Genomic DNA, 23,857 nt, shown 5'->3' with positions numbered 1-23,857 from the left:
CCTCCTTCATATTTTTCTCGATTCACATGTTAGCGCTGTTCGAGAGGTACATATTTTTGATCTGTCAAACCAACATATTCGGCACGTGGACGAATAATCCGATTGTTCTCATATTGCTCTAGAATGTGCGCTGCCCATCCAGAAACACGGCTTATAGCAAAGATTGGAGTGAACAGTTCGTGCTCAATACCCAGTTGAGTGTAAACCGATGCAGAATAGAAATCAACATTTGGCTTCAAGCCTTTTTGTCCGGTTACAATTTCTTCGATACGAACAGACATATCGTAAAGAGTCATATCACCTTTCATTTCGCCTAGCTCACTCGACATCTTCTGTAGATGTTTCGCGCGTGGATCACCATTCTTGTAAACTCGGTGACCAAAGCCCATGATCTTATCCTTGTTGTCTAGCTTCTGCTGAATAAAAGAATCCACCTGATCTAGACTTCCGATTTCTTTCAACATCTTCATAACAGCTTCATTTGCCCCGCCATGCAGAGGACCTTTCAAAGCGCCAATTGCAGAAGTTACACCGGAATAAATATCTGAAAGCGTAGCCACAGTTACCCGCGCTGCAAAAGTGGAAGCATTTAATTCATGGTCAGCGTGAAGCACAAGTGCTTGGTCCAAAGCTTTCACTGATGTTTCTTCAGGCTTCTCACCTCTAAGCATATACAGGAAATTCTCAGCAATAGAAAGACCCGCTTGAGGAGCTACTGGCTCTTCTCCTTGGCGAATTCGCGCCAAAGCAGCAATGATTGTTGGGAGCTGAGCTTGGAGTTTGATTGCTTTGCGTTCGTTTGCTTCACGGCTCATATCATCCGCTTCTTCATCGTACAAAGCAAGAGCCGATACTGCTGAACGAAGTGCAGCCATTGTATTCGTATCTGGAGGATATAATTTCATTTGTTCAATTAGGGAGTCTGGAATTGGTGCGTATTCGCTGAGGTCACGTTCAAGTTCTTGTAGTTCAGCTGCATTCGGCAGCTTACCAAACCAAAGCAAATATGCTACTTCTTCAAAGCTTGCGTTCACAGCTAGGTCATCAATATCATAACCACGGTACGTAAGCACACCATCCACAATGGAACTGATGGAAGAAGAAGCTGCAACAATTCCTTCTAAACCTTTAGTTGCTGTCACTATACATCTCTCCTTTGTAAAGCTAGATTTCTTAAAGTGAAAATTTTACATTTTTCAAAAGATAAAAAGGCGCCAAGGCCATCATTCTTCCTGACATTGCTACGTCAAGTATCCAATCATCTAATATCATAAAGTATTTTGACGGATATGTGAACAATGACAGAGGCGTTTTAAACATCAAATTGTTTTATCGGCTACATAAACTTTTTTTTTGGCCATTTTTTCCTATCTTTTATTAAACTTGATTTGCCCATTCTTCATTTTACGCTCAAGCCATTTTAGTATGATCAAACGATATAAAGGACGAGTAAGTGGGAAAACCATCGTAAACCCAATGATATCCGTTAAAAAACCTGGAAGAACAAGTAGCATTCCACCAATAAAAACACATAATCCGTCGATCATGCTTCTTCCAGGTATTTGACCCGAGTTCATCCTTGCACGAGAATCCTCTAATACCTTGCGCCCTTCAAAACGCATCATAATGAAACCGATGGCTGAAGTAATAATTGTAAGTACGAAAGTGTTAAATCCTCCTACTTGCTCAGCAACGAGTTGAAAACTATAGATTTCACCAACAAATACTGCAATGCAAATGACAAACAACCATTTAAACATCTATATTACCCCCATTTGCCAATGATTGAGCAAGAGCGTTATACAGATTAGGAGCCACGGAATCTAGTCGTATAGGCCGCCACTCACGATTTAACCAGACATGCCCCGTCGTTCCTGTTACAAGTAGGTCGCCCGGCAGCTCATCCCCTAGCCATTTGCCAGCAGATGATTGTATATGTGTATATTGATCAGGTGTTAATCTGCGAATTTCGTAGGAATAACTGATCCTTAATTTAGTAAAGTTGGTTATTCGGGTGAAGATCGTAATATGATCATCATATCGAGCTGGCTGCTTAAACTTCATGTCCAGTTCAATGACAGGAAGCAGAATCCCCTGCTCTTCCATACTTCGATATGTGATCCCGAGTTCACGAATCATTTCCGTACGCCCAATTTCAAACCAGTTTAAATAATTAGCATGATAGACAACGCCCATTTGGTCACTTTCCTGATAACGCACACGCAAGTCTGTTGTAAACCAGCGGCTCATCTCTAACTTTTGCAGCTCTTTGCCCATATATGTCTGTTCCTTTCGACGATAATTGTTCATCTCTTGCAATTATATCATAGGGATAACCTAAGTCTCGAATTCAGTACATAAACCAAAAAGCAGCGGCCTCTAATGGCCGTTGCTTTTTGGTGAATCCTATTTATTTATAACGTTATCGAACGAATTAAACGTGAGGAATTTGGCTTACTTTCACCAAGTTAGTTGAACCCGATTGTCCCAATGGAACACCCGCTGTGATGATAACTAAATCACCTGGTTTAACCAAACCTGATTCCAGACCACCACGAATAGAGAAGTCAAACATCTCATCCGTAGACGAAGCTGTCTCCCCTTTAATCGGTATTACACCCCAAGTTAGAGCTAGACGGCGCAGTGTACGATCTTGCGTCGTTACAGCAATGATAGGAGATTGTGGACGGTATTTGGATACCATACGTGCCGTGTGACCTGTTTCTGTCGAAGAAATAATCGCTTTTGCATTCAAATCCAGTGCAGAAATTGCAACAGATTGGCTGATCGCTTCAGTTACCGATGTATCTTGAGCAATTCTTTGCTTCAAGAACATTTCACGGTAATTTAGAGCAGATTCAGCTTTTTCAGCAATACGGGACATTGTGAGTACAGATTCAACTGGGTATTTACCAGCTGCTGTCTCTCCTGAAAGCATAATTGCATCTGTACCGTCGAAGATCGCATTCGCTACGTCACTTGCTTCAGCACGTGTAGGACGTGGGTTACGTTGCATGGAATCCAACATTTGAGTCGCAGTAATAACTGGTTTACCCGCAACATTACATTTTTCAATCATACGTTTTTGTACCAAAGGTACTTCTTCAGCAGGAATTTCAACGCCGAGGTCACCACGAGCAACCATCAAGCCGTCAGAAGCTTCCAATATTTCATCCAGGTTGTCTACGCCTTCCTGGTTTTCAATTTTAGAGATAATTTGAATATGGCTTGCATTGTGTTTCTCAAGCAATTCACGGATTTCTTGCACATCGCTAGCTTTACGAACGAAGGAAGCTGCAACAAAATCGATGCCTTGTTCGATTCCGAAAATGATATCGTTAGCATCTTTCTCTGTAATTCCTGGAAGAGAAATAGCTACACCTGGTACGTTAACGCCTTTTTTGCTCTTAATCGTACCACCATTGATAATGCGGCATTTAATTTCAGTGCCTTCAACTCCTACAACCAAAAGTCCGATCAAACCATCATCAATTAGAATTGTAGAACCAGCTTGTACATCACCTGGAAGATCTTTGTACGTAATTGAGATACGGTCTTTGTCACCTAAAATTTCTTCCGTAGTCAGCGTAATATACTCGTCTTGAACCAATTCAATCGGTTCAACAGCAAGCTTACCTGTACGAATTTCAGGTCCTTTGGTATCCAGTAGAATTGCAACGGTTTTGCCAAGCTCTTGACAAGCTTCACGAATGTTATTAATTCGGTTCCCGTGCTCTTCAAAATCACCATGTGAGAAGTTTAAGCGAGCAACATTCATGCCAGCCATAATCAGTTTTTTAGTGTTTTCCAACGACTCACTGGAAGGTCCGATTGTACATACGATTTTTGTTTTACGCATTTGGGTTTCCTCCGTTTTTTTTCTCTATTACAATCTTTATCCAAAAAATAAATCTACTACAAATTTAAAGTTTTGTATAGGAACTTTGTCATATTAATCATTATTTGTATATTCGGAAATTAGGCTCTCATGCTTCTCGGATTGTTCGAAAGCAAACTTACCGATTTTACGGAATTTACGATATCTATCTTCTTTTAATTCATTACTATCCATTTGGGATAATTCATTTAGGTGTTTAATTATGCCCTGTTTGATGGTATCAGCAGTAAATTCATAATCGCGATGTGCTCCACCTTTAGGCTCAGGTACGATCTCTTCAATGACTTCAAAATCTAATAAATCTTTGGCAGTTATCTTCATAGCTTCAGCTGCCTGATCAGCTTTGGTAGCATCCTTCCACAAAATAGAGGCTGCTCCATTCGGGGATATGGCTGAATAAATAGCATGCTCCAGCATAAGGATCCGATTCCCAACCGCCATGCCAAGCGCACCACCACTCCCACCTTCGCCGATAATCACACAAATAACCGGGACACTCAAAACGGCCATGTCCCGTAAATTTTGGGCAATGGCTTGCGATTGTCCCCGCTCTTCTGCCGTATTGCCGGGGTAGGCACCTTTTGTATCAATAAATGTAATAATCGGGCGTTTAAATTTCTCAGCCTGCTTCATGAGTCGCATGGCTTTGCGGAATCCTTCGGGATGCGCGCTTCCGAAGAAACGAGCAATATTATCCTTCGTATCCTTACCACGCTGTTGACCAACTACTGTCACAGGAATCCCATCCAATTTGGCAATACCGCCAACAACGGCTAAATCATCACCAAATAGACGATCACCATGTAATTCTATAAAATCGCTGAATATAAGCTGAATCAAATCAAGCGATGTTGGCCGCTGATGATGCCGGGCCAAATGCATTTTTTGTGGGGCAGAAATATTTGAATATATTTCATCTTCAAGCTCAGTATAGCGCTGTTCTAATCTCGTGATTTCATCCGAAAAATCAATACCCTTGTCCTGTCCGAACTGCTTCAATTCATTGATCTTTTGACGCATTTCCACAAGGGGTTTCTCAAAAGGCAATTCTCCTGCCACTTAATGTCCCCCTTCCACGCTGTGCAGCGCGAGTAATCTGGAAAGCATCGAACGTAGTTCTTTACGGTGTGTTACAAGGTCTAACTGGCCATGCGCAAGGTTGAATTCTGCTGTTTGAAAATCATCAGGCAGCTTTTGACGGATCGTCTGCTCAATAACAATACGGCCAGCAAAACCAAATACAGCTCCAGGCTCCGCAATATTAATATCTCCAAGTGAAGCAAAACTAGCCGAAACACCACCCGTTGTAGGATCAGTAATAACAGAAATATACAGACCACCTGCATCATTAAATCTTGCTAAAGCAGCACTGGTCTTTGCCATCTGCATCAAACTAAGTATACTTTCCTGCATCCGTGCTCCACCTGAAGTGGAGAATAAAATAAGCGGTAATTGTTTTTCAGTAGCAATCTCAACTGCACGTGTAATCTTCTCACCAACTACTGAACCCATGCTTCCCGTGAAGAAGTCAAAGCTCATCACTCCAACAACTACAGGTATGCCCATTAGAGTACCTTGTCCAGTAATAATAGCCTCACGTAGACCCGATTTCATCGTTTGTTGCTCAAGTTTTGTTCCGTACCCTGGAAATTGTAGTGGATCGACGGACACCATACCGCTGTCGAATTCCTCAAATCCTTCTTCATCCAGAGTCATTTGAATCCGTTCCATTGCATTCAGGCGCATATGATAGCCACAAGCCGGACATACTTTTAGATTCTTCTCCAGCTCTTTGCTGTACTGAATTATCCCGCATTTCGCACACTTGTTCATAAGTCCTTCGGGAATTTCCCGTTTCGGACGCTCACCGTCTCCGGTCAGGCTACCTCTTCCTACACGCTCCGAAGGAATGGTCGCATACTTTCTCTTTTTCTGAAATAAGTCTTTAAACACAACTACACCTCTCCAGCCGTTGATTTGTTGGCCGCATCTTCACTCGTAACTCTATAAACATCATTTTGCTGACCATTAATATTAAGGATGCAAAATGGAATTGAGCACTTCCTGGACTTCCTCTAGCTCGCCAGAGGGAACCAAAATTTCAAACTGCTGCTTGGATAAGTTGACAGGACGGCTTTTAACCAAAAATCCTTCTTCCGTTAATTTGGTTGTGATCATGTCCGCTACCTTGGCGGTAGGTGCGATATAGATGACCGTCCACATTCCTTCAGCCCCCTAATCTCAAGTTCTGAGCCCGTATAATGGAATAATGATAACATAACTCGCTTTTTTACCGCAACAAAGGGCTCAGGTTACAAGAGACTAAATAGAGCAAAAAAACAGCAATTTTAGGTTCTAAGATCCATTATTTTCAGTCAGATGCGTATATTTTTTTGCCCCCTTAAATCGATGGGCTATTCTCGCAGATGCTGCTGCGGCTAGTCCCGCTACCAAATCATCCATAAAAACATGCACTTGATTCTTCTTATTATTTAATTCATGAATAATTCCTGTTTTTTCTTTATCTAAAAATCCAAAACTTGTTAAACCTATCATACCGTAAACACTGGTAATGCCAAGAGCCAAGGTCTCGTCCACTCCATAGAGCGGTTCGTCTGCTTCCATAATTGCCTGAAGCGGTTGGGGTAACATCTTACGCTCAGCTAGCTCATCCAGCGCAATCCCCGTAAACAGAGTATACTGCACTTCGCGTTTACTCAGTACGGCTTTTACACTCTCAATACATTCATCCCATTTCAATAACGGATGATATACAAGTTGAAGCTGATACACAATATCCGCAATATCTTCTACGGTAACTCCCCTGCTATTCAGCAGGTCGATAGCTGCATCGTATGACATTTATTTTTCCTCCGCAATGCGCAGACCCGGCTTATTGGGGAAAGGCCGGGTAGCACGTTCAAATGTTGTCTTTTGGTGCTCCTAATTGTATGCGGAGGAATTAAAATATGTTCATTCATTTTACATTAAGATATATTACTTCATTCGGACTGTCCCTTCACCCAACATTGTTTCCATCATCTCGAACAAAATAACCGAAGGTTCGATTCTGTATTGATCACTGAGGGCAAGGAGTTTCTGACTTTGTTCATAAAAAAGAACGGTCGCCACGGGTCCAGGATGCTGCTGTAGCAGGATCTGTAGACGTGCAAGCAGATCTGAATTTTCAGCCTTCTGCGTAATTTTTACGAACACACGCTGCTCGGTGGCACGCTCGGGCTGCGTATCGTTCACCTTCGCGGCGCTATCTGGCCTAGCCGTAACTGGCGTATGCGTGGAAGCACTTCCGCTAGACGCGGCAGTGGGGCTTGCGCCGCCCATACTGGTGGCGGCAGGACGCGCTCCAGCCTGGGCTGACGGCATAGGCTTCGCGCCGCTAGCTGGACGGACTGGCGCCGCACTGCGCGGCCTGACAGCACCACTACGGCCGCCTTGTGGCGCTTGAACGCGCCGCACAAGCTGCTGAAGCGCCGCGCTGTCCAGCGGTACAGCTTCTTCAGCGAGCAGCTTAAAGCCCTCATCTTGCTGCTGCACCTTGGCAAGCACGGCGAGCAAAGCACCCTTTTCAATATGTGGAGCACTCCGCTTCCATACTTCTGGAAAAAGAACTACCTCACATCGTTCAATCTGATCTTCCATATCCATGAAAGCCATCGCTTTGCCCTGTTTGGTCGTAATTGTTTTCACCGAGACAACCATTCCCGCAACAACCGTCCGTTTCTCATCAGGCGCTTTCGCCAAATCCATTAGCCGGTCTACCCCGCTCTGAATTAGATCTTGATTGAAATCATCTAATGGATGCCCAGAAAGATACAGTCCTAATAATTCTCGTTCTAGCTCTAACTGCTGACTCGCCGAGAATTGCGGTATGTTCGGATATTCAATATCCCAATTCGGCGTTTCGACAAAATCAAACAGTTGAATTTGTAAATCTTCGCGCTCTTTACGCCATTTGACCGCGGCTTCAACGGTCTCATCTAGCATGGCAAGCAGTTGTGCGCGGTGACCTGGCAAAGTATCAAAGGCACCCGCCTGAATTAGTGATTCAATGACCCGCTTGTTACATACACGTAAGTCAATCCGTCGGCAGAAATCAAGTAAGCTTTCGAATGGGCCTTCTTCACGAACCGCGATCATGTTCTCCACAGCCAGATGACCGACGTTCTTAACAGCTCCCAGTCCAAAACGTACATTCCCAGGACCTAATTTGTTGTCACCTTCCCCATCTTTGGTTGTGACGGGTGTGAACAGCACACCACTATCGTTAACATCAGGAGGTAATACTTTAATCTCCATTCGCCTGCACTCTAAGACATATTCCGCCACTTTTCGGTGACTACCCATGACTGCCGTTAACATGGATGCCATAAACTGCACAGGATAATGGGCTTTAAGATAAGCCGTTTGGAAAGCAAGCACACCATAAGCCGCAGCATGCGCGCGCGGAAATCCGTAATTTGCGAAACGCACAATCATATCATAGACTCGGTTCGCTTCCTCATAGAGGTATCCTTGCTCTATGCTACCTTCAACGAAGTGGCTTCGCTCATGGTCTAGGACTTCCCGCTTCTTCTTGGATACCGCACGGCGCAACAGGTCGGCCTCTCCAAGTGAGAAACCCGCCATCTGAGAAGCAATTTTCATAATCTGCTCCTGATATACAATGATTCCATACGTGTCCGCTAAAATCGGCTCCAAATCCTGATGCGGATATTCGACTTCAACCTCTCCATGTTTCGATTGAATAAATTTCGGTATGAAATCCATCGGACCCGGACGATATAAAGCGACCACCGAAATAATATCTTCAAAGACGGTTGGCTTCAGGTCCTTAAGTACACGCCGAACGCCCGCAGATTCCAGCTGGAATATGCCTGTCGTTTCTCCGCTACTCAGCATGTCATAGGTCAAAGGATCATCGTCCGGGATGTTATGAAAGTCGGGGACTTGTCCCTCATCCTCTCCAATCCAGCGCATACAACGTTCGATAATAGATAATGTGCGTAACCCCAAAAAATCCATTTTGAGTAGTCCAATACTCTCTAGATGCTCCATCGAATACTGGGTTAGCGCCGTCTTCTCGCTCCCCTCCTGTAGAGGAACTACATCAGTAAGCGGATCACGTGAAATCACGACGCCTGCAGCATGTGTGGAGGCATGACGAGGCATTCCTTCGACCTTCATTGCCATATTCAGCAGTTCCTTCGTTCTGCCGCCATGGTCATACAATTTCTTCAGCTCTTCACTAATTTCTAAAGACCGCTGAATCGTAATACCCAGCTGGTTGGGGATGAGTTTGGCAGCCTTGTCCACTTCACCATATGGAACATTTAAGGCTCGACCTACATCCCTTACTGCCGCTCGAGCAGCCATCGTACCAAAGGTAATGATTTGCGCCACATGTGCAAATCCATATTTGTCAGCAACATACGCAATGACTTCTTCACGCCGCTCATCACTGAAATCAATATCAATATCCGGCATGGTCACACGCTCCGGATTCAGAAAACGTTCAAAGAGCAGATGGTATTTCATCGGGTCTACATCTGTAATACGAAGGACATAAGCGACCAAGCTACCCGCAGATGATCCCCGTCCCGGTCCTGTAGCAATGCCTTGCTTATGGGCATAGGTGATAAAATCCCAAACAATTAAGAAGTAATCACTGAATCCCATGTTCTCAATGACTCCAAGCTCGTAGGAGAGGCGTTGCTCAAGTTCTCTCCTTGTCTCTTCCGTCTCCCAACGATCCGTGCCTTCATAGCGCTGAGTAAGCCCTTCAGCACAAAGCGAGCGTAGATAGGTTTCAGACGAGAAACCTTCAGGAATCGGTCGATATTCAGGCAAAATATATTTGCCAAATTCCAGCTCCAGATCGCATTTATCGGCAATCAGAGCCGTATTCTCCAGCGCTTGACGCACATGCGGGAACACCCGAGCCATTTCGTCTCCACTTTTCATATACAGTTGATTGGTAGGAATTCTAAGTCTCTCCTCATCCTCAACGGTCTTTCCCGTTCCGATACAAATCAGCACATCTTGCATTTCAGCGTCCTCTTGCATCAAATAATGTACGTCATTGGTTGCTGCCAGAGCTATACCCAATTCTTCACTCAGTTCGATAAGCTGTGGATTGACCCGCTTCTGTTCAGGCAGTCCATGATCCTGTAATTCCAAATAAAAATCTTCACCAAAAATGTCCTGATATCTGCGCGCTGCCTTTCTAGCTTCTTCTACTTTTCCATGCAATAAATGCTGCGGCACTTCACCGCCGAGGCATGCGCTCATACAAATAATGCCTTCATGATGGGCTTTAAGCGCATCCATATCAATCCGTGGTTTATAATGAAAGCCTTCTAGATGGCCTATAGAGCATAACTTCATCAAATTTCGGTAACCTGTCTCGTTCTTGGCCAGCAGAATCAGATGATAAATAGGCTGATCCTTACGAGTACCTCGTTCTTTACGCGAGCCTGCCGTCAAGTAAGCCTCACATCCGATAATGGGTTTGATGCCATGGGTAAGACAAGCTTTATAAAAAGGTACTGCCCCATACATAACACCATGATCTGTGAGCGCCAGCGCTTTCATTCCGAATTCCGCAGCTTGGCGGACAAGGTCCGAGATCCGTGCCGCTCCATCCAGGAGGCTGTATTCGCTATGCACATGCAAATGTACAAATGAACTCATCATCTCTTCTCCTTTTCGCCGCTGCATATTTTTATAATGTAAACCTTCAACTCTTTATATTTATTTTATCATAATCCATAGGTAACCGCCCATAGAATGAGATTAAGATTAAATCGGACAGGCGGCACTACCGTGCTCCTCCACGAAAGGACTGAAATTCATGACCACATTTATATCCAAAGCCATCCTGGATTTCTTCATAGCATTCGGCATCGTACTCGGAGGGGCTATGGTCGGCGGTGTTGGCGCTGTCCTCTCGCTTCAACCTCCCACACAGACAATGCTAGACGTAGCAGATCGCATTAAAATTTGGGCACTTGCTGCAGCTGTCGGTGGTACGATTGATCCGATGCGTGTTATTGAAAGCAACTTCTTAGGTGGGAATTTATCACCCGTTATTAAACAAATTTTATTTCTCTTGTTCGCCTTCCTAGGCGCGCATATGGGAAGTGAACTTATTAAATGGGTATGCAGCAGTAAGGAGTAACTCTATGCGATTACCTCCATTTCAGCGTTACCGTCGGTTTATGCAGATGTCAGCTGTATTTGTACTCGGAATCATCGTCGGCAGTGTACTGTATAACTCTATTTTCCATTCAACTTACAATCTGCTCTGGATGTCCAATCAAGAATTAGAGCTACAAATTCAGCAATACCAAAAAGATATCAAAACGCTAAAAAAATACAACACGCAGCAAACCGTCATTAAAGAAATTAAAATCCGTTCAGAACAGCAAGATCCGCCGATAGATACGGTTGTCGTTAAAGCTCTTCTCCAGCAATTAGGTAGTGACCTAGAAGTACTCCGCGGCCAAAATGTGTATGACATTGATAAAGATAGCAAAATAACGAGATCACTGCTAAATCAGAAAACATATAAGGTTCGTGACAAGGATTATGCGATCCAAATTAAAACCATGCTCGTGATGGATGGAATGCTGCAAATATGGGTCAACATTGTTGTGCCAAAAGTGCACTGATTCGTGAATCATGCTACAATAAAGCCAATATCAGTGTTTCCAAAGGAGCTGCAACATTTCGATGGTTGTTATTAAGTATCTTCTCTTCGCGTTGCTGGTTATAACATGTCTAAGCTCGGCATTTTACAGCTACCGCTCGCGTCGTACTTCTGATCCGTTAGAGAAGGGAATAAACGGTGCTCAAATGAACATTTTTATGGGCATCATGCTGATCGTACTTTCGTTGATCTTCATGTTTATCTTCCGCGGATCAACAGTAGCGATCATTATAGAAGCTTTATTTTTAGTATTGGGCGCCTTCAACGTTTTTGCGGGTCTGCGCAATCGGAGCTACTTCAGTCGTATGAAATCTTCTCAAACATAAGAAATGGAAAGAAGCCGGAGACCTGTTAAACGGGGCCCCGGCTTCTTTTATATGGGACCGTGCTAACCATGCTCAATTGATTGCAGCGTCATCACCGCTTTAGCAACCAGATTTTCAGCATGAATAATGACGATCTCGATTTTACATGTACGTCTGCTTGTTTCGAGCAATTTCGGCAGAACTTCAATGGGGTCTTCAATTTGGACAGGACGAAGGAAATACGTGGTCATATTATCGAGTACAAAATCATTACCCGTAATATCCTTCGCTGCCTTTACAGCTGCTTGACTCATGACCGTCGTAAGAACTCCCTCTGAGATTGTACCAAGTTCCGTTGCCATTTGCGGCGTAATGAATCCATGAAAGAACAAGCGTCCCTCCTCATCGCGCTCATCCGCGAAACCATTCCATATGAGATGATCGAAGGTTTCGCCAAGCTGAGGTTGTGCTCTAGCATCACGCATGGCCTGCAAAACTTCTTTGCGTGTAACGGTTGCAACGAGCTTGCGGTTGCGATCCACGATCGGTAAGAAATCAATACCTTCCCACATCATGATTTGTGCAGCTGATGCTAGAGACGTCTGTAGCGCTGCGGTTACTGGATTTCGGATTAGCACCTTCTCAATGCTCTGATCTTCTGGAAGATCAGTCATGTCACGACGGTTCACGATACCAATGACCCTGTTCCATTCATCTGTGACAGGTATACGCTCTTCTTCAATTCGTTCGGCTAATGCCAGACTCTCGCCCACCGTATTCGACAATTTCAGAGCATGTATTTTGGGTCTACTGCCGACAATATCTTCAACAATCATTATTTTCTTCTTAATTAATCGGTCAAAGATTGCTCGATTTATTAATGAGGCAACTGTAAAAGTATCATGCCGTGAAGAGAAAATAGGTAAACTCAGCTTATCTGCGAGCGCCTTAACTTCACGGCTGGTACCGAACCCTCCTGTTATTAAAACTCCTGCACCTTGCTCCAGCGCAAGAATATGCGCATTATCCCGGTTACCTACAATCAGTAAACTACCGGCATCAATATAACGCACCATAGCATCTACTTTCATGGCTCCGATTACAAATTTATATAAATTTTTATGTAAGCCTTCTGCTCCGCCGAGGACATGTCCTTCGACAATTTCGACTACATCTGCAAAGGTTAGCTGTTCAGAAATATTCCGCGGTTTCTTCTCGATTCTGACCGTTCCGATTCGATCCTTGGTTACTACAATTCCGAGATTCTCCGCATCTTTAACCGCACGATATGCGGTTCCCTCACTAACAGCCATTTCTCGAGCCAGCTTCCGAACTGAAATCTTAGTCCCAATTTTCAGTCCCTCAATATGTTGAAGTAGCTGTTCGTGCTTTGTAATCGTTTCGTCGCGCCCTTCCAACTGTTACACCTCCGTACTCCAAACTGTACTACCCTGTACCTATTATAGCACAAAAGGCTAAGCAGCATCCGCTGCCCAGCCTTTCGAATAGATGCATTTCAGAGTCCTTGTCCACGTTCAGGTTCTTCTGGCCATTTCATCTGCCATTGCTGCAGTTTAGCTTGTCTTACTCGATCTAATGCTTTCTGTTTCTCCTCATCAACACCAAGAATATGATGCAAATGTGCGCCAATGACCAAGAATGCAAACACTGCCCATACGATACCGAATATGGAAGTCCAGGTTGCTCCCGGTCCAAAAGAAATACGGGGCAGAGCGTACAGTAGCATCGCCAGCGCGAGCAGCAGATACACAACATGCTTAAATTTGTTTGTTTTCTTCATTTCATTTGCAGCTCCTTCACTCATTCATCTATATTTCTAATCTATGAGGAAGGCTGCGAAAATATGAGAAAACTTTTAAACATTCATATATTTATAGCTTGTCTCCATATAGGTGCTGCAAGCTGTCAGAGATAATCTTATTTACATCCTCGATAATGGTGCTTAAACGGCGCTCCGCATCAAACAAACGACGAATATTCAAATTCAAGCTGAGAACATCAAATAGCTTCTCCATGTTCTCCATTTCTTCTTGTGGAGGCATATCTCCAGACATCATGCGCTGCTGAATTTCCATTTGACGTTCACGGAAATTTTCGAGCATCTGTTTACTTTCAGGATCAGCATCAACCAATTTCATCGCTGAACTGATCTCATTAACCTCTTGGCATTCTCTTAACTCTTTAGCTAGCTCATGGGCTTTATCATAAATACTCATCGTTATCTACTCCTTTAATTTTCATAGATTTACTGACCTTATGCTTAGGTGCAGTGAAATTTATCCAACCCCTTAATTTTTTAAACCAGTGGGTCAATCACCAAGGGATATATGTCCTCATATGATGAGTTACATGCAATGTTCAAGATTCAGTTCGATCTGTCTCTAGACATCAAGTTGTTGCTGGAAGGAGATCCACGATGTCCAACAAAAAGATATCGGTCCAAACGTTCAGTCCGGGCATTGTGCAGGAAAATAACATTATGCTCGGCGCGAGGCTCGTCAAACTGTGGAAAATTCCAACCGACCGTCCTCTGCAGCTGTCCTTTGGTTCCTTCAGACAGGAGATCACCGTTATTTCCGTACCCAAGGCTACGAGTCTACGGATTAGTGATACGTTATCCCGCGAAATGGGCCTATCCGCGAGCCCTGTTCTCAGAATAGCTTACAATGCCAAGAGCCGTACACTTCGTCTTGGTCCACTTATCAGCGTTCTGATCAGTCGGGATTACCCTGAAATGCCTGAGAAACCTTTTGGCTCGATCACGCTATTCTGCCGTGAGCTTGTCAATGCCTGTCGGAAACAAGGTGCATATGTATATTTCTTCACCCCGGAACACATCACTCAGGAAGCAGAACATATCAAAGGATGGGTGTATGACGGGGAATGGCGCCAGACACAAATGCCAATTGCAGATGTCATCAACAATCGACTAACCACACGCAAAATGGAGAATAAACCTAGCGTACAGTATTTTATGAAAGAAGTAAAATCCCGCTTCGGAAGCCACATCTTCAACGAAAAGTTCCTTGATAAGCATGAAGTGTTTGATACACTCAAAACCAATTCAGCACTCACTCGCTTCATGCCAGAATCACATCTACTCAGCAGCTTTACAATTCTCAAAAAAATGTGCGCCCAGTATCCCGTCGTCTTTCTTAAACCAGTACGTGGAAGTTTAGGTAAAGGAATCATTCGTGTCTCTAAACAACCTGATGGCAGCTATATCGCTTTATCCACAACCGTTGGAGGCCCGCGTAAACAGACCTATAGCAATCTAACCAAGTTATTTGCCGTATTATCTGGAAAAATGAAAAGCACACGCTATCAGATTCAGCAAGGGCTAACGCTTATCGATCAGGGCAAGCGCCCCGTCGATTTCAGAGCACTTGTTCAAAAGAATAGTCTAGGCAAGTGGAGCGTAACCTCCATCGTCGCTCGCATCGCTGGGGGCAATCATTTCGTATCGAACTTGGCGCGTGGTGGAAGCCTCAGCACTGTAAAGGACGCAGTAAACAAATGCATGCTCCCTACCGAAGTTAAAAATTCAGCTCAAGCTAAACTGAATTTTGCTTCTCTCGAAATCGCCAAAGGATTGGATGCTTCCATTCCTGCTCATTTTGGCGAGCTTGGCGTTGATCTGGCCATGGATACCAATGGGCGTATCTGGCTGCTCGAAGTGAATTCCAAACCATCCAAAAACGACAACACACCGCTCAATGAACAGAAAATTCGGCCTTCGGTCCGAAGACTATTGGAATATTGTAGTTTTTTATCTGGCTTCTAGAGGAGGTCTGTGTCCATGACTTCAATGACAGTAACAACGATTGGCACATTGGGTGTCATGTGCTGCAGTAGACCTGGAACTCCTCCGCTTTCGGAAGAGGGATTCTGTCGTCGCCTAAGTCTAGTTGCGCCTAAATATGGCCTTAACATCATTGCGTTCTGTCCCCAGGATGTCCTCAATACAGAAGTTAAGATCCAGGCTTATGTCTACAAACAAGGGCAATGGGTTAATGTCACTGTCCCCTTCCCGGATATCGTATATGACCGATGCTTGTTTCGAAAAGATGAAGATTTAAGAGCAGCAGCGAAGCTTATGTCCCAGGTCTCTAAGCATAAACCTTGGATCGTATGGTCACGAGGACTTCCAGGGAAATGGCAGATCTACCGTACGCTAAAAAAAGATATACGCCTACTCCCTTATCTTCCACCAACATCTCTATATCAAGGAGCAGCGTCGCTCAAACAAAATTTAGCAGCTTATGGGAACGAGGTTTTTCTCAAACCGCAATCCGGTTCCCAAGGTAAGCATACGCTCTATATCAAGTATGACCCGCTCCAGCACTCCTACTTTATTCAAGGGCGAAGCGCAAATAATACTCCATTTACAAAAGAGCTTTCGCACAGCTCTATGGTGATCCCTTGGATTGAACACTTCACTAGAAAACGTAATTTCTTAATTCAACCCTATCTTCATCTACAGAGCCGGGAAGGATACCCCTTTGATATCAGAGTGCTGATGCAAAAGAATGAATCCGGCCAGTGGACGCATACCGGCATGGCTGTTAGGCGGGGCAAAAAGGGAGGCATTACTTCCAATTTGCATGGCGGTGGCCGTGCGGTTACTGTGCTTCCTTTTCTGACCAAGGAATTCGGGATCACCCAGGCTGAACAGACAACAACCGAACTTCATCAACTGTCAGAAGTTATTCCGGAGATACTGGAAAGTCACTACGGTCGTCTCGGCGAGTTGGGCATCGATTTCGGGATGGATATGAACGGAAACATCTGGCTACTTGAAGTCAATTCCAAGCCGGGACGCACCTCCTTTCGGCAAATTGATGACCCAGACAGTGCCTTGCTCGCAGCAGAAAACCCGCTCCGGTATGCCCGTTATTTATTGCTTCGACAACTTAGGAGGGTAAATTCATGAGTTTGACTTTTTGCAATGTTCATTTTTCGCAGCAGCCCGATAAAGTGGTTTATGTTTCCGATACGCTAATGAAAAGCCTAAAGCTGTCTGGCAAAAAAAACATTCAGTTACGTTTGGGAAAAGACTCGATCCGTGCTTCGATTAAATCGATAAAGAAGGCTGGCAAACATATTTATCTTGGAACTGGCGTCCGTGATGCCATAAAAGTTCCAGCAGCAGGTGGGATCATGATACACAGTTTTGAGGATGAGGAGATAAAGCTCGGTCCATTGGTAGGCATATTGTCTGACGGCCCCTCCACTTCCGCTGCCCAACCTTTCAGCTCACGAACTGGATTCATTAAGCAACTGCTACGTGAAGGAAATAAGAATTGTTACATCTTCGCTTTTACCCCTAAAGATATTAATTGGCAGCGTGAAAGCGTAAATGGATATTTCCTTAGTAACAGCGGTACGTTCTACCGAAAGACGGTCCCACTTCCAGATGTAGTGTATAACAGACTTCCGAGCCGCAAAGCAGAAACAACAGCGTATATTAATCAACTTAGAGACCGGCTATCACGCAAAAAAATTCCTTTCTTTAACTGGAGTTTCTTTAATAAATCCGATATCTACCGTTTGCTTGAACATGATAACACAGTCAATCGTTATGTTCCTGAATCCCATATGAATCCTAGCACTGAGATCATTAAAGATATGTTAGAACGCCATCAATTTTTATATTATAAGCCTCTGGTGGCAGCTTAGGCAAAGGAATATATCGTCTGACCTATCTACCTAAAAAGGGGTATTTTGCAAGATATCGCAAAGGTAATGGTAACGTACTACTGCGTTTTACTACGTTTAACAGCCTAATGCGTATGCTTCAGGCCAGACATGGGCGCTCGCTTGAAACCTATGTCATTCAGCAGGGGATACGGCTTGTCGAAATTGACAGTTGCCCTATTGATTTCCGGTTTCACATGCACAAGAACGGGAACAACAAATGGGTAGTCGTCGGTATTGGTGCCAAGAAGGCTGGACGTGGGAGTGTAACCACTCATCTTAAAAACGGTGGATCTCTATTAACACCGGGGCAGGCGCTTAGCCGAACGTTTGGATCAAGATCCGAAGAAGTGCTGCAAAATGCGAAGAAAATAGCAATCACACTTGCAGAAGGAATTGAATTTCATCACCAACATTTACTTGGTGAAATTGGCTTTGATATCGGGATTGATCAAGACGAGAAGGTATGGATGTTCGAGGCGAATGCCAAACCCGGACGCTCCATCTTCAGTCATCCATCCCTCAAAGTGGAAGGGAAAGCTTCTGTGGAACATATCTTGGAACACTGCCTGTACTTGAGTAAATTCCACAGGAGGGATAGCGAGTGAACAGCAGAAACTCAGAAGAATCTAAAACCATAGTAGCAATATTAACCATGCCGGATGCATGTGGTTATTTCAGAGGAAATCAAGCTAACTTTCGAGACATTATCAGAACAGGACAAGAAATGGGCTTTCTTGTTTATGTCGTTACGGCTAAAGATTTAAAGCTAACTGAAGAAACTGTGGTGGGTTACAGCCTTAATCATGAGAATATGTGGGAACAACAAAGTTTCCCGCTTCCTCATGTCATCTACAACCGAATCCCGCAGCGTGAAGATGAACTAAAGCCGAATGTTAGACGAAAAATCAAAGAATGTCTGCTCCATCCTTCTATTGAATTATATAATCCACATTTTTTCAATAAATGGCATCTGTTCGAATGGCTAAAAGTGTCCAAAGCAACGCAGCACTTGGTTCCTAAGACAAAACGTCTAACAACAGAATCATCACTTCAGCGTATGCTAGAGAGATTCCCCTTCCTTTATCTGAAACCGGAGAGTGGCAAAGCAGGCAAAGGTATTATGATGCTAAAATATCAGCGAGGTAAACTGCTCCCTTACCGATTAAAGGTTCAGAATCAAAAAACGAATACAACCTACAAAGCTAATAGCATCCGCCGCTTATGGGCTCGTATTCATCATGAAACTGGAGCTACTCCTTATATTATGCAGCAAGGGATCGAACTAGCATCGATTAATAACAGACCTTTTGATCTTCGTATTTTGCTTCAGAAAACAGGGTCAGGACAATGGGGTGTTACTGGGGTTGGTGCACGCATGGCAGGTCTTAAGAGCATAACAACCCATGTGCCACGCGGGGGAACGATTGAAGATCCGCAAAAACTGCTATCGACATTATTTGGTGCCGAAGCTTCTTCTTCAATCCTGAACCGTGTAAGAACGACAGCCATTATTATTGCGCGGCAAATCGAGAAGGGCTCCGGTTATATCCACGGGGAAATGTCCATGGATCTAGGTATTGAAGATACCGGAAGCTTATGGTTCTTTGAAGCCAATGCGAAGCCCATGAAATTTGACGAACCTCATATTCGCAAGCGTTCATTAGAACGAATTTTTCATTATTGTCAGTACCTCGCAAGGCAGCATAAAACGGACACAGTGAAGAAGTAACTTCAAGTATGCAACCACTCTCATTCAAGAAGGTGAGTAGCCATGACGCTACCCGTATTAGGCATATTGACCTTATATTTAAATGACCGTAAACATCTTGAAGAGAAACCTGTTTATCAAAAGATGATTTCGGAAGGTAAGAAGATCGGACTTGATGTATTTGTCTTTACACCCGCGGATGTAGATCACAATAAGAAGAAGATATACGCCTTGGAGTATGATCCAACCGAATCAATTTGGACACGAAAATGGCGTAGTTTTCCGAATATGATTTATGATCGTTGCCGGATTCAGAAGAGCTCCCGCTTCAAGCAGTTGCTACAGTTTAGAAGCCGCTATCGGCATTTACTCTTTCTGAACCGGCCGTTACGCAATAAGTGGACGATACATGAGGTCATGTCCCACAAATCTGAGTTTAGGCCTTTTTTGCCTGAGACCCGATTTTATAGCAGTCTATCTGATGTATACGCTATGCTAAAAAACCACACTGTCATTTATGTGAAGCCCATCAATGGAACAGGTGGTCGGGGAATTCTGCGAATCGAGAAACTCAAAGCACCATCTCAGTACGTTATTCAAGGTCGCAATCAAAAGCGGGAAATTATTACGCCACGCAAACTTCATGCATCAAGACTCGGATCCGTTCTGAATAGCTGGAAATTGAATGACTCCTATATTGTTCAAGAAGGTATCTCTATCGAGCTACCCGACGGACGTGTTCATGACTACCGCATGCTCGTACAGAAGAATAAAGAAGGAATTTGGCAATTTACGGGCATGGCCGGCAGAATCGGTGCTCCCCGAAGTGTAACTTCCAATCTCCATGGAGGCGGTAAAGCTGTACCTGCGGATACGCTACTTGAGAAGTGGATTACTGACCCTACTAAACGTAAGCAGGTAAGCCTAAAAGCGGAGAAATTTGGACTAGAAACCGCAGCTTATTTAGAGAAAACATACGGAGCTTTATGTGAACTCGCTTTAGATTTAGCTATAAATAAGTATGGTGACATCTATCTCCTTGAGGTAAATCCAAAACCAGCTAGAGAAGTATTCTCACAGAGCGGCGAGGCGGAAACGTACCGAGATGCCATTGTGAGACCTATGGAGTATGCTCTTTGGTTGTATCAACAGCAGTAGCAGGGTTCAACTCAAAAAACACCAAACCGCTTATATAGCGGTTTGGTGTTTCATTGCATTATGTAGCTTTGTAAATAAAGCTAATATTAAACATGCTATGCATCTTCATACAGATCCTGAATTTCAGTGAAAGAACGAATAAGCGCATCCGATCCGTAAAGCTCCTCACCGTCACCAAAACCCGCATAAGCACATCCAATAACACTCAACTGATTTTCTTTACCTGCCTCGACATCTGAGGATCGATCTCCAACCATCCATGCCGTTTTCACATGTTCTTGTTCAAGTAACAACTTAACCAAATGCACTTTAGTTACCGTGCCATGCTCCCCAGCGCTATATACAGCGTCAAAGAGCTCTAGAATGCCATGAGCCGCTGCTACACCCTTAACGTAATGCTCAAGTCCATTGCTTGCTATAAAAAGACGAACTCCCTTTTCTTTAAGCGTATGAAGTGTATCCTTAACTCCTGGATATAGCAGTGTATTCCCATTTTGAAGACCTTCAAGTTCCAATTGTAGTAATAGTTCATCTGCTCGTTTCCGTGCTTGGTCACTTCCATCGGGCATGACAATCTTCCATATTTCTTCAAGCAGCATCCCCAGGCTACCGAGGATACGTTCTTCTGGTGGGGTGGGCGCCGTATAGAGCCCTTCCTCTTTTAGAATCGCAAACAGCTTGTGATACGCAGGAAGTAGGACGGTTTCAGTCTGGAATAAGGTACCGTCCATGTCAAAAATCATTGCTTCGGGTTTAATCAGTACAGACGCTTTCTCCATCTTTCTCGTTCCTTTCATCAGTTCCGTGGTGAAGAACATTGCTCGGTCGAATTGTTTACAGACCTATGATATAGGAAATAACAAGGAATTGTAAGTCACTTATTACGATCCATAAAAAAGACATCTCAATTGTATTGAGATGCCTCTCTTACTTACGATGCTCTATCTCTAGAACACCTTCTGTGTTTCCCGATCCTCTTTAATGATTTCGACCGCTTCACGGAAACGCGTAGCATGAACAATTTCCCGCTCACGCAGAAATTTCAAACCATCCTGTAAATCTACATCATCAGTTAAGTCAATCATCCACTGATATGTAGCCCGTGCCTTCTCCTCAGCGGCGATATCCTCGTACAGATCCGCAAGCGGATCACCCTTGGCTTGAATATATGCGGCCGTCCATGGGACGCCTGATGCATTCTCATAGAAAAGAGCCTTATCATGGCTTGCATAGTGCGCTCCTAGACCTGCGGCTTTCATCTGTTCCGGCGTTGCATCCTTGGTCAGTTTATAAATCATCGTAGCAATCATCTCTAGATGGCAAATTCTTCTGTACCAATATCAGTTAACAAGCCAATAACCTTATCAGGGATCGTATAACGCTGATTTAAATATCGCAGAGCTGCAGCCAGTTCTCCATCGGCTCCACCGTATTGCTCCATTAAGTATTTTGCCATGGTGGGATCACATTTGCTTACCCGGACAGGATACTGTAGCTTTTTCTCATACACCCACATGCGTTTAAAACGCCTCCTTTAACCATTTATTATTGCATGATGCTTCATTCCGCTACTTACACTTGCCATGGCCATGGCTCTTAGACCATTCCCATGGAAATTTAGAAAAAGCATGACCGAAATTAAGCAGTGGCCCATAATGCTCCTGAAATTCTCTTACAAATGGGATGCGCTGCTGAGCAAGTTGGTTAAATTGTTCAATGCTTTTCAAATCATCTGGGTGGGTATCCAGAAATAAATTCAACTCCACCAAGGCAAAATCTATAATTTGAATCTTCTCTAACAGCTCGTAATACCTCTGATCGCAAGGCTTTGCATTAAAATTTGCATTCGCATTTGTGTTAATATTTGCATTTGCATTGTCACTCACCCGATTTCGCCTCCTCTGTTCTTTTGCCTGTGGGCGTATACGGACTGTACAGATTGGGCCAAAGTGTACCGAGCTTTAATGCTTCCGGTAAACTGTACTGCGGCCAATCCAGCGGCTGGAAAACGAGATATTGATTTGGGGGGACGACATATGTTTTGTAATATTGCGGTGGGCAGGGATCAAAAGGACCAATAAATGGTTTATACACTCGCACTTGTGACATCGGTGACTTATTCACGCGGTTCCTCCTTCTCCGGTAATACCGGATGTAAGTCGTCGGCAACTAAAACTGATAGCATGATACCTCTACATATATAAGATATGATGATAGCCCAAAAATTGAACTCCTTAAGAACAAAAAAAGACTCCTTTTAGCAAATGTTCACATTTACCGTAAAGGAGCCTCATGATATTCATATTATAAGCGAAACTGGAAAAGCCCCGCTCTGCGTAATGCTGCGTAAATAATAACAACCATAGGTCCCACCAAGAAGCCGATCATGCCCACAACCTTAAATCCAACGTACATGCTCACCAATGCAGATAGTGCATCAATCCCCACTGAATTAGCCACAATTTTCGGTTCAATGATACGCCTTGCTACCGTAATAAAGATAAAGAGTAGAACAAGCCCTAACGCTGTGTATGTGTCACCCACAATAAATAAATATAATGCCCATGGAATGAAAACCATTCCAACACCCAGCACCGGCAAAATATCGACCACCATCGTGAGCATTGCAATGGCAAGCGGATAATGGATATGCAGGATCAAAAGTCCACTTAAGGTAACAACATAAGTAAATGCGCTTAATATGATTTGTGCCTGTAAGAAGCCAAATACTGATTTCTTCAAGCTAACCAGGACTTCATCAATCTGACTTCGCGCCCCTTCCCTAAAGAAGGACAGAAATGTTGAACGCATCGTCTCTAGACTGTAACTCATTAAGTAAACCGCAACAAAAAAGACCATAAAAAACACAAATAAACTTGGTAAACCTTTTGCAAACGATAAAAATGTAGAGGATAACGAATTGATCAGCGACACAGTGTAAGATGTCAGGTTAGAGAACAATCCGCGAAGACCATCCGCTAAATCCGGATGTAATCGATCAAACGCCCCATGAGCCTGTACCACCGTGTTTTGTACAAATTCATTTGCTGTTGAGAAATAGTAGGGTGCGCTCTTCCAGAATTCCAGAAACTGCTCAAACATCTGTAAACCCAGCAAATAAACTAAGACAACAACGAGTAGTAGGAACAACGTACTCGTTAGAGAAGCCGCAGTGACCCTCTTCCATCCCAACTTGTGAATGAATAATCCGTTAATCGGTTCTAAAGAGATCGCAATGATGGCTGCTAACAAGAACGGTGCTCCTACAGTAAATAATCCGTACAGCAGCACAAGCCCAATGCCGATAAAGAGCAGCTGCTTTACTGTCATGGCTCACT

Annotated in this window: 23 protein-coding genes and 2 pseudogenes; 8 read left to right on the top strand and 17 right to left on the bottom strand. The window is 43.9% G+C overall.

Annotated elements, in window-relative coordinates:
- Positions 1-29: 29 nt before the first annotated feature.
- From citZ to JCM16418_RS01185, 9 genes are all read right to left on the bottom strand, one after another.
- Positions 30-1,142 (bottom strand): citrate synthase, encoded by a 1,113-nt coding sequence (gene citZ / locus JCM16418_RS01225; protein ID WP_036645365.1) that lies wholly within the window; start codon positions 1,140-1,142, stop codon positions 30-32.
- Positions 1,143-1,367: 225 nt separating this feature from the next.
- A complete protein-coding gene (locus JCM16418_RS01220) occupies positions 1,368-1,760 on the bottom strand; it encodes an FxsA family protein (protein WP_036645362.1) in 393 nt (130 codons plus the stop codon).
- Positions 1,753-2,277 carry an acyl-CoA thioesterase gene (locus JCM16418_RS01215; protein WP_036645359.1) on the bottom strand — a complete coding sequence of 175 codons (525 nt, stop codon included), beginning with the start codon at positions 2,275-2,277 and terminating at the stop codon, positions 1,753-1,755. Before JCM16418_RS01215 ends, JCM16418_RS01220 begins: the two co-directional genes overlap by 8 nt.
- A 157-nt stretch (positions 2,278-2,434) precedes the next feature.
- Positions 2,435-3,859 (bottom strand): pyruvate kinase, encoded by a 1,425-nt coding sequence (gene pyk / locus JCM16418_RS01210; RefSeq protein WP_036645357.1) that lies wholly within the window; start codon positions 3,857-3,859, stop codon positions 2,435-2,437.
- Positions 3,860-3,952: 93 nt separating this feature from the next.
- A complete protein-coding gene (locus tag JCM16418_RS01205; RefSeq protein ID WP_036645354.1) occupies positions 3,953-4,957 on the bottom strand; it encodes an acetyl-CoA carboxylase carboxyltransferase subunit alpha in 1,005 nt (334 codons plus the stop codon).
- A complete protein-coding gene (gene accD / locus JCM16418_RS01200; RefSeq protein WP_036645351.1) occupies positions 4,958-5,851 on the bottom strand; it encodes an acetyl-CoA carboxylase, carboxyltransferase subunit beta in 894 nt (297 codons plus the stop codon).
- Positions 5,852-5,932: 81 nt separating this feature from the next.
- Complete coding sequence (locus tag JCM16418_RS01195; RefSeq protein ID WP_036645350.1) at positions 5,933-6,121, bottom strand: hypothetical protein; 189 nt, start codon at positions 6,119-6,121, stop codon at positions 5,933-5,935.
- Between the two features lie 132 nt (positions 6,122-6,253).
- Complete coding sequence (locus JCM16418_RS01190) at positions 6,254-6,760, bottom strand: phosphatidylglycerophosphatase A family protein (protein WP_036645348.1); 507 nt, start codon at positions 6,758-6,760, stop codon at positions 6,254-6,256.
- 135 nt (positions 6,761-6,895) lie between these two features.
- On the bottom strand, positions 6,896-10,609 hold the full coding sequence (locus JCM16418_RS01185) for a DNA polymerase III subunit alpha (RefSeq protein WP_036645347.1): 3,714 nt from the start codon (positions 10,607-10,609) through the stop codon (positions 6,896-6,898).
- A 160-nt stretch (positions 10,610-10,769) separates the two neighbouring features.
- On the opposite strand from JCM16418_RS01185, the gene JCM16418_RS01180 reads away from it, so the two are divergent.
- From JCM16418_RS01180 to JCM16418_RS01170, 3 genes are all read left to right on the top strand, one after another.
- A complete protein-coding gene (locus JCM16418_RS01180) occupies positions 10,770-11,096 on the top strand; it encodes a YtrH family sporulation protein (protein ID WP_036645345.1) in 327 nt (108 codons plus the stop codon).
- Between the two features lie 4 nt (positions 11,097-11,100).
- Positions 11,101-11,589: a sporulation membrane protein YtrI gene (locus JCM16418_RS01175; protein WP_036645341.1), complete on the top strand. Its 489-nt coding sequence runs from the start codon at positions 11,101-11,103 to the stop codon at positions 11,587-11,589.
- A 61-nt stretch (positions 11,590-11,650) separates the two neighbouring features.
- Positions 11,651-11,953: a YtpI family protein gene (locus tag JCM16418_RS01170; RefSeq protein WP_036645340.1), complete on the top strand. Its 303-nt coding sequence runs from the start codon at positions 11,651-11,653 to the stop codon at positions 11,951-11,953.
- Between the two features lie 62 nt (positions 11,954-12,015).
- Here JCM16418_RS01170 and JCM16418_RS01165 read toward each other — a convergent pair whose 3' ends face one another.
- The 3 genes from JCM16418_RS01165 to JCM16418_RS01155 all read right to left on the bottom strand — a co-directional run bounded on the left by JCM16418_RS01165 (position 12,016) and on the right by JCM16418_RS01155 (position 14,169).
- Positions 12,016-13,350: a DRTGG domain-containing protein gene (locus JCM16418_RS01165; RefSeq protein ID WP_036645338.1), complete on the bottom strand. Its 1,335-nt coding sequence runs from the start codon at positions 13,348-13,350 to the stop codon at positions 12,016-12,018.
- A gap of 98 nt (positions 13,351-13,448) precedes the next feature.
- On the bottom strand, positions 13,449-13,733 hold the full coding sequence (locus tag JCM16418_RS01160) for a hypothetical protein (protein WP_036645337.1): 285 nt from the start codon (positions 13,731-13,733) through the stop codon (positions 13,449-13,451).
- A 91-nt stretch (positions 13,734-13,824) separates the two neighbouring features.
- The gene (locus tag JCM16418_RS01155; RefSeq protein WP_036645336.1) at positions 13,825-14,169 is read right to left on the bottom strand and encodes a YlbF/YmcA family competence regulator; all 345 of its coding nucleotides are present in this window, start codon (positions 14,167-14,169) and stop codon (positions 13,825-13,827) included.
- A gap of 200 nt (positions 14,170-14,369) precedes the next feature.
- Between JCM16418_RS01155 and JCM16418_RS01150 the strand changes: the two genes are divergently transcribed.
- The 5 genes and pseudogenes from JCM16418_RS01150 to JCM16418_RS01130 all read left to right on the top strand — a co-directional run bounded on the left by JCM16418_RS01150 (position 14,370) and on the right by JCM16418_RS01130 (position 20,519).
- Positions 14,370-15,737, top strand: a complete 1,368-nt coding sequence (locus JCM16418_RS01150; RefSeq protein ID WP_036645335.1) for a YheC/YheD family endospore coat-associated protein — start codon at positions 14,370-14,372, stop codon at positions 15,735-15,737.
- A gap of 15 nt (positions 15,738-15,752) precedes the next feature.
- Entirely contained in the window at positions 15,753-16,886 is a 1,134-nt protein-coding gene (locus JCM16418_RS01145; protein ID WP_081765281.1) for a YheC/YheD family endospore coat-associated protein, read from the top strand.
- Positions 16,883-18,258: pseudogene (locus JCM16418_RS01140) on the top strand (YheC/YheD family endospore coat-associated protein). Before JCM16418_RS01145 ends, JCM16418_RS01140 begins: the two are co-directional and overlap by 4 nt.
- On the top strand, positions 18,255-19,382 hold the full coding sequence (locus JCM16418_RS01135) for a YheC/YheD family endospore coat-associated protein (RefSeq protein WP_036645334.1): 1,128 nt from the start codon (positions 18,255-18,257) through the stop codon (positions 19,380-19,382). The pseudogene JCM16418_RS01140 and the gene JCM16418_RS01135 overlap by 4 nt, the downstream one beginning before the upstream one ends.
- Positions 19,383-19,424: 42 nt before the next feature.
- On the top strand, positions 19,425-20,519 hold the full coding sequence (locus tag JCM16418_RS01130) for a YheC/YheD family endospore coat-associated protein (RefSeq protein ID WP_036645333.1): 1,095 nt from the start codon (positions 19,425-19,427) through the stop codon (positions 20,517-20,519).
- 95 nt (positions 20,520-20,614) lie between these two features.
- Here JCM16418_RS01130 and JCM16418_RS01125 read toward each other — a convergent pair whose 3' ends face one another.
- The 5 genes and pseudogenes from JCM16418_RS01125 to ytvI form a co-directional block, all read right to left on the bottom strand.
- Positions 20,615-21,298, bottom strand: a complete 684-nt coding sequence (locus JCM16418_RS01125) for an HAD family hydrolase (RefSeq protein ID WP_036645332.1) — start codon at positions 21,296-21,298, stop codon at positions 20,615-20,617.
- Positions 21,299-21,466: 168 nt separating this feature from the next.
- Positions 21,467-22,035: pseudogene (locus JCM16418_RS01120) on the bottom strand (manganese catalase family protein).
- Between the two features lie 52 nt (positions 22,036-22,087).
- The gene (locus JCM16418_RS01115) at positions 22,088-22,405 is read right to left on the bottom strand and encodes a spore coat protein CotJB (protein ID WP_306304736.1); all 318 of its coding nucleotides are present in this window, start codon (positions 22,403-22,405) and stop codon (positions 22,088-22,090) included.
- Positions 22,398-22,628: a spore coat associated protein CotJA gene (locus tag JCM16418_RS01110; RefSeq protein WP_036646044.1), complete on the bottom strand. Its 231-nt coding sequence runs from the start codon at positions 22,626-22,628 to the stop codon at positions 22,398-22,400. Before JCM16418_RS01110 ends, JCM16418_RS01115 begins: the two co-directional genes overlap by 8 nt.
- A gap of 195 nt (positions 22,629-22,823) precedes the next feature.
- Positions 22,824-23,849, bottom strand: a complete 1,026-nt coding sequence (ytvI, locus tag JCM16418_RS01105) for a sporulation integral membrane protein YtvI (protein ID WP_036645331.1) — start codon at positions 23,847-23,849, stop codon at positions 22,824-22,826.
- Positions 23,850-23,857 lie beyond the last annotated feature (8 nt).

The sequence above is a fragment of the Paenibacillus pini JCM 16418 genome (genome assembly GCF_000576305.1).
Taxonomy (GTDB): Bacteria; Bacillota; Bacilli; order Paenibacillales; family Paenibacillaceae; genus Paenibacillus_AQ; species Paenibacillus_AQ pini.
The sequence above is the reverse complement of the archived record's forward strand: the minus strand, read 5'-3'. Positions and strand labels throughout refer to the sequence as shown.

What these genes read in the sequence shown, in the direction of transcription:
- JCM16418_RS01125 (WP_036645332.1), bottom strand. Translation starts at nt 21,298, where the DNA reads ATGGAGAAAGCGTCTGTACTGATTAAACCCGAAGCAATGATTTTTGAC.
- JCM16418_RS01170 (WP_036645340.1), top strand. Translation starts at nt 11,651, where the DNA reads ATGGTTGTTATTAAGTATCTTCTCTTCGCGTTGCTGGTTATAACATGT.
- JCM16418_RS01160 (WP_036645337.1), bottom strand. Translation starts at nt 13,733, where the DNA reads ATGAAGAAAACAAACAAATTTAAGCATGTTGTGTATCTGCTGCTCGCG.
- JCM16418_RS01220 (WP_036645362.1), bottom strand. Translation starts at nt 1,760, where the DNA reads ATGTTTAAATGGTTGTTTGTCATTTGCATTGCAGTATTTGTTGGTGAA.
- JCM16418_RS01185 (WP_036645347.1), bottom strand. Translation starts at nt 10,609, where the DNA reads ATGAGTTCATTTGTACATTTGCATGTGCATAGCGAATACAGCCTCCTG.
- JCM16418_RS01180 (WP_036645345.1), top strand. Translation starts at nt 10,770, where the DNA reads ATGACCACATTTATATCCAAAGCCATCCTGGATTTCTTCATAGCATTC.
- JCM16418_RS01215 (WP_036645359.1), bottom strand. Translation starts at nt 2,277, where the DNA reads ATGGGCAAAGAGCTGCAAAAGTTAGAGATGAGCCGCTGGTTTACAACA.
- ytvI (WP_036645331.1), bottom strand. Translation starts at nt 23,849, where the DNA reads ATGACAGTAAAGCAGCTGCTCTTTATCGGCATTGGGCTTGTGCTGCTG.
- JCM16418_RS01110 (WP_036646044.1), bottom strand. Translation starts at nt 22,628, where the DNA reads ATGTCACAAGTGCGAGTGTATAAACCATTTATTGGTCCTTTTGATCCC.
- JCM16418_RS01145 (WP_081765281.1), top strand. Translation starts at nt 15,753, where the DNA reads ATGACTTCAATGACAGTAACAACGATTGGCACATTGGGTGTCATGTGC.
- JCM16418_RS01190 (WP_036645348.1), bottom strand. Translation starts at nt 6,760, where the DNA reads ATGTCATACGATGCAGCTATCGACCTGCTGAATAGCAGGGGAGTTACC.
- pyk (WP_036645357.1), bottom strand. Translation starts at nt 3,859, where the DNA reads ATGCGTAAAACAAAAATCGTATGTACAATCGGACCTTCCAGTGAGTCG.
- JCM16418_RS01150 (WP_036645335.1), top strand. Translation starts at nt 14,370, where the DNA reads ATGTCCAACAAAAAGATATCGGTCCAAACGTTCAGTCCGGGCATTGTG.
- JCM16418_RS01130 (WP_036645333.1), top strand. Translation starts at nt 19,425, where the DNA reads ATGACGCTACCCGTATTAGGCATATTGACCTTATATTTAAATGACCGT.
- JCM16418_RS01155 (WP_036645336.1), bottom strand. Translation starts at nt 14,169, where the DNA reads ATGAGTATTTATGATAAAGCCCATGAGCTAGCTAAAGAGTTAAGAGAA.
- JCM16418_RS01175 (WP_036645341.1), top strand. Translation starts at nt 11,101, where the DNA reads ATGCGATTACCTCCATTTCAGCGTTACCGTCGGTTTATGCAGATGTCA.
- JCM16418_RS01195 (WP_036645350.1), bottom strand. Translation starts at nt 6,121, where the DNA reads ATGTGGACGGTCATCTATATCGCACCTACCGCCAAGGTAGCGGACATG.